Annotated in this window: 10 protein-coding genes and 1 pseudogene; 6 read left to right on the forward strand and 5 right to left on the reverse strand. The window is 45.1% G+C overall.

The features are described 5' to 3' along the window. A pseudogene (locus IQR33_RS35030) lies at positions 1–165 on the reverse strand (two-component system sensor histidine kinase CreC); the annotation flags it as partial. Next, positions 165–875 (reverse strand): response regulator, encoded by a 711-nt coding sequence (locus IQR33_RS31520; RefSeq protein WP_193837781.1) that lies wholly within the window; start codon positions 873–875, stop codon positions 165–167. The pseudogene IQR33_RS35030 and the gene IQR33_RS31520, both read right to left, overlap by 1 nt. Positions 876–1,134: 259 nt before the next feature. On the opposite strand from IQR33_RS31520, the gene IQR33_RS31525 reads away from it, so the two are divergent. Next, a complete protein-coding gene (locus tag IQR33_RS31525) occupies positions 1,135–1,647 on the forward strand; it encodes a DUF2799 domain-containing protein (RefSeq protein WP_005374970.1) in 513 nt (170 codons plus the stop codon). 34 nt (positions 1,648–1,681) lie between these two features. On the opposite strand, the gene IQR33_RS31530 is transcribed toward IQR33_RS31525, so the two are convergent. The 3 genes from IQR33_RS31530 to IQR33_RS31540 all read right to left on the reverse strand — a co-directional run bounded on the left by IQR33_RS31530 (position 1,682) and on the right by IQR33_RS31540 (position 3,996). Then, positions 1,682–2,140, reverse strand: a complete 459-nt coding sequence (locus IQR33_RS31530) for a GNAT family N-acetyltransferase (RefSeq protein ID WP_005386911.1) — start codon at positions 2,138–2,140, stop codon at positions 1,682–1,684. Between the two features lie 184 nt (positions 2,141–2,324). Then, positions 2,325–3,407 (reverse strand): type I restriction endonuclease, encoded by a 1,083-nt coding sequence (locus IQR33_RS31535; RefSeq protein ID WP_053303885.1) that lies wholly within the window; start codon positions 3,405–3,407, stop codon positions 2,325–2,327. A 118-nt stretch (positions 3,408–3,525) separates the two neighbouring features. Next, positions 3,526–3,996: a GNAT family N-acetyltransferase gene (locus tag IQR33_RS31540; protein WP_033906687.1), complete on the reverse strand. Its 471-nt coding sequence runs from the start codon at positions 3,994–3,996 to the stop codon at positions 3,526–3,528. A gap of 132 nt (positions 3,997–4,128) precedes the next feature. Here IQR33_RS31540 and IQR33_RS31545 point away from each other — a divergent pair, with 132 nt between their 5' ends. The 5 genes from IQR33_RS31545 to IQR33_RS35035 all read left to right on the forward strand — a co-directional run. After that, positions 4,129–5,319 carry an MFS transporter gene (locus IQR33_RS31545; protein ID WP_193837782.1) on the forward strand — a complete coding sequence of 397 codons (1,191 nt, stop codon included), beginning with the start codon at positions 4,129–4,131 and terminating at the stop codon, positions 5,317–5,319. Continuing rightward, a complete protein-coding gene (yidZ, locus tag IQR33_RS31550) occupies positions 5,294–6,262 on the forward strand; it encodes an HTH-type transcriptional regulator YidZ (protein ID WP_193844319.1) in 969 nt (322 codons plus the stop codon). The genes IQR33_RS31545 and yidZ overlap by 26 nt, the downstream gene beginning before the upstream one ends. Positions 6,263–6,403: 141 nt before the next feature. Further along, positions 6,404–7,273 carry a DMT family transporter gene (locus tag IQR33_RS31555; RefSeq protein ID WP_065275499.1) on the forward strand — a complete coding sequence of 290 codons (870 nt, stop codon included), beginning with the start codon at positions 6,404–6,406 and terminating at the stop codon, positions 7,271–7,273. Between the two features lie 388 nt (positions 7,274–7,661). After that, positions 7,662–9,839 (forward strand): FUSC family protein, encoded by a 2,178-nt coding sequence (locus IQR33_RS31560; protein ID WP_193837783.1) that lies wholly within the window; start codon positions 7,662–7,664, stop codon positions 9,837–9,839. A 10-nt stretch (positions 9,840–9,849) separates the two neighbouring features. Beyond that, positions 9,850–10,728, forward strand: an 879-nt coding sequence (locus IQR33_RS35035) for a TolC family protein (protein ID WP_228014245.1), incomplete at its 3' end; no start/stop codon positions are given.

Below are 10,728 nucleotides of genomic sequence, written 5' to 3' on the forward strand. Positions count from 1 at the left end.
GAGCAAGTTCGCCATATCCACCAGCGTCTCTTCAGTGGTTTGACGCACGGTTGGCTTGAGTTCTAGGACGACCGTTTTGCTCACCATGTAAGCCGTCATCCCGACTAAGATGAAGTAGAGAAAAAACAGTCTGAGTCCAAGCGGGATCTTCGGCCAGCGATTCATCATTCACCTTTAATGCAGTAAAAGTAACCAAAGCCACGTTTGGTACAGATGCGTTCAGACATCTCAAACGGCTTCAACTTATGGCGAATGGCTTTGATGTGGGTATCGATATTACGCTCGTATGCAGCTTCCGGCGCCATGTCAGCAGCGACCATAAGTTGCTCTCGGCTCAATACATTGGAAGAGACAGAAATCAGTTTATCGAGGATTTTGAACTCCACCGCGGTCAGCCCAAGCATTTGCCCGCCAACACCGTAGTCGAAGTTCTGCGCAACTAAATCATGGTTCAATGGAGGTTGTTCTGGAACAGCTACAGGCTCCGGTTTGTGCTCCATCATTGGCGCTTTAGCTTTGATTCTAAGTTTAATGCGCGCCAGCATTTCTCGCGGGCTAAATGGCTTAGTCACGTAATCATCTGCACCAATCTCCAAGCCCACTACGCGGTCAATTTCATCGCTTCTTGCGGTGAGAAAGATAATGGGAATATCAGAAAACTCACGGATGATTTTGCATAATTCAAAACCATTGCCATCCGGTAAGCCTACGTCTAAGACAAGTAACGCTGCGGAGTTGTGCTGCAAAAAAGCTAAGCCCTCTCCTGCTGTTGCCAACCACTCTGCGTGGTAGCCATCCATCTCTAATACATGAATCAGGTTCTCTGCGATAGCAGATTCATCCTCGATAATAAGGACGGTGGGTTGTTCGCTCAATGTCTTAGCCTCATTGACGGTGTTTATCTTTATGTTGGTATTATCACTTAATTTGGGGCCAAGGCTAGTGGATTGATGCAGCAAAGGCGCAGTTCGTGGATAATACTAATCAAACACACTTCTATTCAGCATAATAAATTTATCACTTAGATTAATGAGTCACCACAATTGTGAATACAATGATTTCAACCATTGATATGAACAGCGTTCATTTTAAACTCAAGTTATCAATTCGATTTTATTTAAAGGACAGTCACTGATGAAAAGAGCGCTAATCCCCCTGGCTTTACTGACTTTGCTCTCAGGTTGCGCCAGCATGTCTCCGGATGAGTGCAAAACGGCAAACTGGTACAACGTAGGTTATCAAGATGGCCGAGACGGCAACGATCCAAACATTATCAATAGCTATACCGAAGACTGTGGTGAAGCGGGTGTGACACCCGACCGAGCGAAATGGAAAGAAGGCTTTGATAAAGGCACTATCCAATATTGCTCACCAGACAATGGGTACACTGTCGGTATCGAAGGCAAAGAATATTACGGTGTATGCAGCAGCAAAGAGTTTATTGAGAACTACCAGTTGGGTCATCAAGAATATCAACGCCAGCAACGCATCCAACAAATCGATACTGAAATCTCGGTCATCGATAATCAGCTTGATGGCAATCCAGACAAAGATAATGCCAAGAGACTGAAAGAGAAGAGAAAGCGATTGGCTGACGAGCGTTCAAGCCTCCTATCGCCAACCATCAACTTGAATCTGAATTTCTAAATCGATTGGATTTAGCTTCTAAAAATTCATGGCCCTAGCTCAGTTCTAGGGTCATGAATTGACTGTTCGGATCGAGTTCGTAATCCCCGAACGGCTCGCAGTACACAAAGCCATGCTTTTCATACAACAGGCGCGCTGGTTTAAAAAACTCCATCGAGCCCGTTTCTAAACTCAAGCGCTGCAAACCTTTTTGCTTCGCTTGCTCAATCACATGAATCAATAATTGAGATGCCACACCTTGGTTTCTTGCCGTAGGCGTGGTGCGCATGGATTTCAGCTCCGCGTGTTGGTCATCCAACTCTTTAATCGCCGCACACCCAAGCAGTTGCTCACCTTTCCATCCGGTCCAAAACGTCACTTCTGGCGCTTTGAGCTTATCTAAATCTAACGCATGCACGCTTTCTGGTGGTGACGTGGCGTACATGTCCTGTAAATGTCCTTCCAACAGCGCTATCACTTGCGGCCGTTCTAAATTGTCGATTTCAATCCTCATCTTTCCATCCTTGGCTTTTAACTATCTAAGTCACCTTAAGTATATGTTTTAAAATTAAATGTCCATCCCAAAACTCAAAGATACCTAGGTTTGTACAAAACTAAGGCGATTGAATAATAGAAAAGCCCCAGCACAGATATCAAAACATCATGTGTTGGAGCTTCATTTGCATTTCTATGTAAGCCTATTCGTAAAGTTCTGGCGTACTTTGTAACTGCTCACTAAATTTGAAAATATCGTCAATCGAGTCGATTGGATGGCGGGTTTCTGTTTTAGCTTCATCAAAGAGGCCAATGTACTTTTGTTTGGTATTGAACCAAAGGCGACATAATGGCTTCCGATTGTTGTCATCAAGCAGGATACCAAAATAACTTTGCGTATCACGGGCGCACACTCGCTGTACATCAACTTGTTGTCGCAATATCGCCTTAACTACATTAAAACCCTCGATCTCTTCATCTGTCGTTTGAACTTTGGGTTTATCTTGAGCAGGTTCGACGGATTCTTCAAAGGTGTTAACGCTATCGTCTACCTTGATCGGTGCTTTATCATCTCCACCAATTGCAGATTTCAATCGAGCATTAATGCTGTCGTTCAAGAATTGTTTTAGGGCCTTCGTTGTAATATCCATGAACTGTGCTTTGACTTTTGCGGTTTGGACGCCATCGTACACTTTTGAAGTAAAGAATTTTACAAACTCCTCTTCAGGGTTCTGAAACTGTTCATGAAGTGCTTTTTTAATTTGATTGAGGTACTTGAGTTCACCGGCAGCATCAACTACAGACTCAACATCAAAAGAAGACTTTGTAAGCTTTTTCACTTCGGGAATTACGTGCTCATCAAGATTGGCAAGATCCAAAGTCAAAAACGGCTTTTCATCCATTTTATTTGGAGCGTCTAAGTCCGTAAAAAACTGATATTCAGATCCATTAGTTAAAATCGCAATACGTGCATTGGTTACTGAAAAATACCGAAACAATTGATTAGCATGTTTAGTGGCCAATGGCTCACCAAATTTTTTACACTCGATAAGAATTTGTACAACCCCATCTTTAATGAGCGCGTAATCTACTTTTTCTCCCTTCTTCGTAGCAATGTCAGCAGTAAACTCAGGGATAACCTCATTTGGATTAAAGACATCATAACCTAATACAGAGTGCAAAAATGGCATTACTAATGCGTTTTTTGTTGCTTCTTCTGTAGCTAAACTCGCTGATACTTGGGGAATTTTTTTGGAAAGAGCTTGAACTCGTTCTATAAAATCCATAATACACTCCATCATATTGTTCATTTAAACACTTAAAGTTTATATGACACTGGTATCTTAAAATGTTGTGTAGTTAAAAGTTTGAATGCCATATGCAAACACTTACCCAACAGCGAACTTAAAGCGGCTGCCTCATAATGTGCTGCGGTCCAACTGGGCCTCCGTGGTAAAGCTCATTGGTATCTTCAAACCCTGATTTTAAATAGCACTGATAAGCAGGTATGTTGCGGCAATTCACAGTGAGATAAAGCGCATCAAACTCGGGATAATGGCGTTTGGCGAAATCGGCAAACTGTTGAATGGCTTGCTTGGCGATGCCTTTGCCTTGATGACGGTGATCCACCAGCAAAGCCCGCACGCCTAAACTGTTTTCCGGGCAAAAATCGTATTTCTCACTGTAAGCTGCATCAAATAGAAAAAAGCCAACCACATCATCGTCTGTCAAAATCAGATGCGGAAGTTCTGTAGGTTCAAGACGCGTAAGCATTTCACCCACATCCGCGACCGTAAACTGCGATTGCTCTTCTAGCACGCTAAGTTCGCAAGTTTGTTCATGTCGCTCAGGCGAATACTTTTCAATAGTAATCATAATCTTCCTTGTTGTTTTTATGCTCAATTCATACAGGGTATGTCGTAAATAGAAATACCTAGTGTCGTATTTCCCACTCGCAGGCAAACGTTTAGCACTCTATTATCCTCGCCATTCGATAGAGAGGTTTCCATGTCCCGTTTTTTACTTTGTAGTTTTGCACTCGTTTTACTCTACCCTACTGCCATTGATTTGTATCTTGTTGGTTTGCCTCAAATTGCGTCAGATTTCAACGCCAGTGAGTCTCAGTTGCATATTGCGTTTTCGATCTATTTAGCTGGCATGGCTACCACCATGTTATTCGCGGGGAAAATTGCAGACTCTGTGGGACGAAAGCCTGTTGCCGTCGTCGGCGCGATGATCTTCGTGCTCGCGTCTTTTCTCGGCGGGATGGCTGAGCAACCAAACACTTTCTTGATTGCTCGCTTTTGCCAAGGCATCGGGGCTGGATCTTGCTATGTCGTCGCATTCGCGATTTTACGCGACACGTTAGACGATGAACGCCGCGCGAAAGTATTGTCGATGCTCAATGGCATCACCTGTATCATTCCAGTGATCGCACCCGTGATTGGTCACTTGATTATGCTGAAATTTCCTTGGCCGAGTTTGTTTACCACGATGGCAGGAATGGGCATTCTCGTCAGTGTATTGGCCATTTTTGTTCTCAAGGAATCACTACCCAGCCAACAAGGTGAAGAACAGACAACGCCAGAGAGCCATCAAGAGACGTTCTTCGAGCGATTTTTTATCAGTAGGCTGATCATTACTGCACTTGGAGTGACCACCATCCTGACCTTTGTTAACGCTTCACCAATTGTTGTGATGAGTATGCTTGGTTTTGATCGCGGTGGCTATTCTTCCATCATGGCGGGGACTGCGACGATCAGTATGTTGATTTCGTTCTCGGCGCCATTGGCATTGGGGATTTTCAAGCAGCGAACCTTAATGATGAGCTCTCAAGTATTGCTCGTTTGTTCAGCCATCGTGCTCAGTGCAGCCCATTTCCATGATGGACAACCTTTTTACTATGTGTTCGGACTTGGGCTGATTTGCGCAGGCTTCGCTTGTGGCTTTGGCGTGGCCATGAGCCAAGCGCTCAGCCCATTCTCTCAACAAGCTGGCGTGGCAAGCTCGTTACTGGGCATTGCTCAAGTTTGTAGTTCCGCGTTCTATATTTGGTTTATGGGTTTCATCGGCGTTACTGCACTGAATATGTTGGTGTTTATCTTAGTGCTAGGTAGCGTAATCAGCCTTGCTCTAATACTATTGATTCCAAAGCCTGTTCACGATACCCATTATGAAGAAATCCCTAGCGCGACTTGATTTAAACTTACTGTTCACTCTGCAATTATTGTTGCAAGAGCAAAGCGTCTCGAAAACCTCGAAAAAGCTGAACGTTACGCCCTCTACCGTAAGTAAGTCGCTCAACAAACTTCGTCATTGGTTCGATGATCCTTTGTTTGTCAAAACACCTAAAGGTCTTGCGCCAACGCCTTTGGCGCAAAGCATGGAGCAAGATCTTGCAGAATGGCTGCAAATTGGCAGCCAGATTGCAGAAAAACGCAGCGATATTACGCCTAAAGGAGTGCGTTTTGATATCACGATTGAGTCGCCATTAGTGCTCACAGTGCTGGACAGACTCATCGTCGCTATCCACCAGCGATACCCTGAAGCGAAAGTAAAAACCAGTAACTGGGATTACGATTCACTCGACGCCATCATTCGAGGCGAGGCGGATATCGGTTTTACCGGCCGAGAGAGTCACCCGAGATCAAAAGAGTCGTTGGATCTTCTGCCGTATTTCTTGGATTTTGAGATTCTATTTTATGACCTGCCGATAGTGTATTTACATAAAGATCATCCGGCATTACAGCAAGAGTGGAATCTCGAGACCTTTCTGAGCTACCAACACATCAATATTGTTTGGGAAAAAAGTGAAACTTGGGCGTTGGATGAAGTATTAACGGAACTAGGGCTACAGCGCTCTATCGGGCTGACGATGTCCAACTTTGAGCAATCTCTTTTTATGGCAGCGCAGCCGACGCATGACATGATCACCACCGCGCCGCACTATTGCAAAAGTTACACAGAAAAGCTGCATCTCGATTTGGTGTGCTTGCCAATTCCATTAGACCAAGCTCAACAAGACAAGTTACTGATTCCATTTACCATGATTTGGCATAAACGAAATGCGTACAATCCAAAATTGCTATGGTTGAAAAACACCATTAAGTCATTGTACAAACAACCTTCCCAACCACAGTAACACTTGGGCTAAGGTCAGGTTTTCTCTGGTTATTTTTAATGACTTTCTTGCTCTGATAGCTATAACTAATCACTTTATCAACTAATAAAAATGTTCTTTTGGATCTACACTAGCTGTTCATTTACACGCTAAGGGCCAAGGATGTCGACCTTTTTACTCACTGCTATTGCAATGCTGGCGTTCGCCGCCAATTCATTATTGTGCCGACTTGCCTTGGCCGAAGGGTTAATTGATGCAGGAAGCTTCACTCTCGTTCGATTGATATCTGGCGCGATTACCTTAATCGCAATGCTTGTCGTGAGAGGTCAGTGGAAAACCGATCGGCCAACTTCTCGCTTTCGCTTTTTTGCTGGCGTGGCGTTATTTGGTTACGCTGCCCTTTTCTCTTTCGCGTACTTACAACTGGCGACAGGAACCGGTGCTTTGCTTTTGTTTGGTGCCGTGCAACTTACATTACTGGCGATCTATTGGTTGCAAGGTGAGCGTTTTCAGTTTCTCGAAATCATCGGTATCGGTCTTTCAATTGTTGGATTTGTTTGGTTGATGTTGCCATCTGCCACTCGCCCCGATATTAGCTCTGCACTTCTTATGTTGATTTCTGGCGTTTGTTGGGCTGCGTTTACTGCGCTCGGTAAACAAGCGCCTTCTCCAAGTAGTGGCATCACGTGGGGATTCATCGCTGCATCAATAATTGGCGTGCTCCTTTCGCCATTAATCTTGTCCTCAATCCAACTTTCTTTGAGCGGAATGTTGCTCGCTATCGCATCTGGTGCCATTGCCTCTGGCCTTGGTTATACACTTTGGTACCAAGTCGTGCGTAAGCTCTCTTTACTTCAAGCCGCCGTCAGCCAACTTTCCGTGCCAGCCATTGCTTTGCTACTCGGCAGCATCGTACTCCACGAGCCTCTTTCACTGCATATTCTTTTAACCAGCGGCATCATTCTTGGTGGGATCGCTTTGGTTTTTTTATCTCGATCCAAAAAAACAAACGAACAATCGGCAAGCCGATAAAAAGTAATAACTTTCCCTCTCAAATACCCATTCATCATCTATGCTTTTTAAAGCAGTAAAGCTCATTGCAGATGGTACAAGTGGTCTGCTTTGGTACCAGGCGAAGAATATAAGGTGAGAATTGGCTCACACAATGCAACGATTTTGTTTCAAAAATGAGAATCGTCACAGATCGCGAATTTGCTCGTTTTAGGCGTTTCGCCAATAACGCCAAGGGCTAGCACGAGATCAAGCCAAATACGCACTTTTTGTTTTGACAAAGGGTTTACAAAGCACACTTTTTCACCCGCTATATTCCGCCCCCCGAATTTATTCAGAACAAGATTCTGATTATTCATATAAGAAATTCATCAACTTATAACGATAAGCCTGAGCAAACTTTGACACTATGAACGACAAAATAAAATTCGCTATTAAAGTATCGCTTAGCCTGACTCTGGCTTATCTGATCCCGTTTGCCATGGGTTGGCCGCAAGCATCGACGGCCGCAACCACAGTGATGCTGATTGCATCCACAGGCAGTCGTCGTGAATCACTCGCCAAAGGTACCTTACGCGTGTTTGGTACGTTGGTTGGCGCCGTCGTTGGCTTGTTACTGGTGGGATTGTTTGCTCAAGACCGCTTGTTGTACATGCTGAGCGTGTCGGTTGTGGTCTCATTCATTTTTTACTTCCGTAATGCCTATCAAAAAGATCCTACGCTACTCATGCTGACCGGTGTGATGACTTTGATGATGTCCAATGGCGGTGACGCAGAAGGTGCGTTCCTTTATGGCGTTGACCGCGCCTATATGACGGTGTTTGGGGTGGTGGTTTACACACTCGTGGGGACTTTCTTATTCCCGACCAAAACAGAACAAAACCTAAGACAGCTCATCGAACAACTCAACCAAGCACAACGCGCGTTGTTCACCGCTATCTTGCAAAATTTCGAGCAAAAATCGGCAGGGCAAATCTCTCCTCAAGAAGGCGGAGAAGAAAATCCAGAAACGGAAGAGCCACAACCTCCTAGCGTGGACACTCTCATCGAACAGATGTTTGCCGCTCAAAATGCGCTCGAACAGCGTTTTGCCACGGTCAGTGTGGAATGCAGTGACGTGTCGGCCTACATGAAAGAGTGGCGCTTGGCAGTTCATTTGAACAAGCAGGTAACGCAACAATTGACCGTCGCGGCGCACAGCCACTTTAGCCACCAGCAAGACCGTGAAAGCATCAGCAACTTTGATCAAGCCGTGGCGGAAATTGACGCGCTATTTGATACCTGCCAACAAGTCTGGGACGAAAAAGAACCCGCTTATCGTGCTCAGGAATTCAAAGTCAAATACAACCAAGCGTTGCTAGAAAACGCAGCGCACCTAGAGAAAGGCTCTGCGCTTACGCTTGGTCACCTATTGGAACTGATGCATCAAAACTTGTCGCGTTTAGCGGAGAGCATTAGCTGTATTGACTCTGTGACGAACAATGTCTCCTTTGACGTGCCGCTGCCGAAACCGAAAGGCAAGTTTCTATGGTGGGACGCAGAAAACTTTAAAACCGCGGTCAAAACCTTTGTCACTTATTGGGTTGCAGGACTGATTTGGATTTATTTCAATCCACCAGGCGGCTACTCGTTCGTGGTCTTCTCGACCATGTTTATGTCTTTGCTGTCGTTCGTGCCTGTGCACCCGATTTTGTTGCTAGTGCTTTTCACTTTCGGCTTCTTGTTCGCGGTGCCTTCTTACGTCTTCATTCTTCCGCAATTGGATCTCGGGTTAGAGCTTGGCCTGTTTATCTTTATCTACACCTTTATCGGTTTTTATCTGTTTAACGGGCCAGTGACGATTTTCTATATGATTGGCTTGTTTGTTCTCGGTTTAGACAACAACATGTTTTATCACTTCGGGATCCTCATGACGATCATGCTGTTGTTCTACATGGTGGTGTTCATGATTATTTTCGCGCACTACTTCCCGTTTAGCTCACGACCAGAACACCTCTTTTTGACCATAAAAGAACGCTACTTCCGACATACCCGAGAGCTGTTCACTACCTATCAACAGCAGTCTAGCTCGGTTATTACGCCGCTCAAACGGGCCTTACACTTGGTGACGCTCAATGTCTCATCGAAAAAGCTCAAAGTCTGGGGTTCGAAAATCAACCACAAACACTTTGATAAAACCACGCCAGAAGCGATTGGCGCGTTTAGCAAAGCGTGTGATGTACTCAGTAATCACATCAACATCTTAATGGCCGCCGAGAAAAAGTTGATGACCAATCCACTAATTACTCAGCTTCGCCAACAGCACCGCGATTCCATCATTCCTTTGATGGCGGGCGCTTTAGCCAGCCATCAAGCAACACAAGAACTCGACTCCGTATTCGACCAATACAGTCAAGATTACCAAACATTCGAAGATAAACTGGAAGATTTTTTTAGTGAGTTGGATTTATCTGACTACGCTTATTCAGAGATAGCCGGTTTTTATATCTTGCTGAATTTAAAACGGAACGTGTTCGAAGCAATCAAGCATTGCAAGCAAACCTACGAGGATATCGATTGGGTGAACTTACAACAGAAGCGTTTTTAAAGGTGGGGATATGATGCTTCCAAAACTAACCAAACCAAGCCTCGCCATACTTTCTTTGCTCGGACTCAGTGCGTGTACCACGGTAGGACCAGATTATGTTCATCCAAAGCAGGCGCCACTGCCAAGTGACTGGTCGGTGCAAAAAGCAGCAGCCAAAGATACGCAGCAATCAGAGCAACAGCTACAACAATGGTGGCAGCAATTTAATGACTCAACTCTTAATCAGCTGGTTGAGTTGGCGAGCAAACAAAACCTCGATTTAGAAGCCGCAGGGCTACGAATTGTTCAAGCACGTTCATTCCTTGGTATTTCGACTGGCTTGCAATACCCACAAGTTCAAACCGTGTCAGGAAACCTAGCGCGTGCCTACGTAAATGATCAGGGCGTGAATAACGCCACTTTGTCGTTTGATGCTGCTTGGGAAATGGATGTTTGGGGCAAGTATGCTCGCGGAATTGAGTCGGCAGAAGCGGGTTACTACGCATCCATCGCATCGTATCACGACATCATGGTCACCATAACCGCCGAAGTGGCGCGCAATTACATCAACTATCGCACATTCCAAGAACGTATTTTGCTGTCTCGCCGCAATATCGAGATTCAAGAGCGTGTCGTCCGCATTACACAGGTGCAGTTCGACTCTGGCAACGTTACAGAATTGGACGTTCAACAAGCTAAAAACCAACTCTACACCACCAAAGCAGCGCTACCGAGCCTCGAAGTGGCAATGAAGCAATCACGTACTGTGTTGGCTTTGCTACTGGGTCTGTTACCAGAAGAAGTAGATGGACTGCTACAGTCGGATGAGATGCACAAGCAAATCGCTGAGTACGAAGCCCAGTTCAAATCAACGGGCAGAAAATCGGCGCTATCGGGCACCGACGAGCGC

The sequence above is a fragment of the Vibrio sp. OPT46 genome, from assembly GCF_015163535.1.
Lineage (GTDB): Bacteria > Pseudomonadota > Gammaproteobacteria > Enterobacterales > Vibrionaceae > Vibrio > Vibrio alginolyticus.